The following is a 627-nucleotide window of genomic DNA, read 5'->3' as shown; positions in this document are numbered from 1 at the left end:
GACTGATCGCTTTGAAGGGACTGATGATATTGATGAATAAAGTCCGCATAAGCCGAGTGCGGCATCATCACCCCTTTCGGTTTGCCCGTGGTGCCCGAGGTGTAAATGATGTACGCCAGATCATCCCCTGAAACGGTCAGGTTGAGGTTGTCCGGTGATTGAGGGGACGTGTTGTCTGCCAACACCAGCTCAGGTAGTTGCGGCAAATCATTGAGCCACCCATCCAGCTGGCTGAGGTGGGCTTGTTGCGTGAGTATCAGCGGAGCCGCGGTGTCTTCCAAAATGAACTGCGTGCGCTCTTTCGGGTATTCCGGCGAAATTGGCACGTACGCCCCACCCGCTTTGAGCACCGCCAGAATGCTCACCACCATGTCCACGCTGCGGTCTAAGTACAAGGCAATCGGTGTGTCGGCTGTCAGCTCATGTTCGTAACGGATCACATGCTGTTGGCGCAGGGTACGCGCAAGCTGGTTGGCTTGCTGGTTCAGTGCTTGGTAGGTTAAATGCTGGTCTTGATAGGTGAGCGCCACCGCATCGGGTGTGGCGTGCGCCTGCGCTTCAAACAATTGGTGCCACGTTGACGCAGCAGGCGCGGGCGACAGTGTTGCGTTCCAAGCGTGCAGAAGC

General features: G+C 56.6%; 1 protein-coding gene. It reads right to left on the bottom strand.

The window, feature by feature from the left end:
* Nucleotides 1-566, bottom strand: a 566-nt coding sequence (locus HC752_RS24350) for an AMP-binding protein (RefSeq protein WP_190337755.1), incomplete at its 3' end; no start/stop codon positions are given.
* Nucleotides 567-627 lie beyond the last annotated feature (61 nt).

This window comes from Vibrio sp. S9_S30 (assembly GCF_014694455.1).
In the GTDB taxonomy this organism is placed as follows: domain Bacteria; phylum Pseudomonadota; class Gammaproteobacteria; order Enterobacterales; family Vibrionaceae; genus Vibrio.
This window is presented reverse-complemented; position numbering and strand designations above follow the sequence as displayed.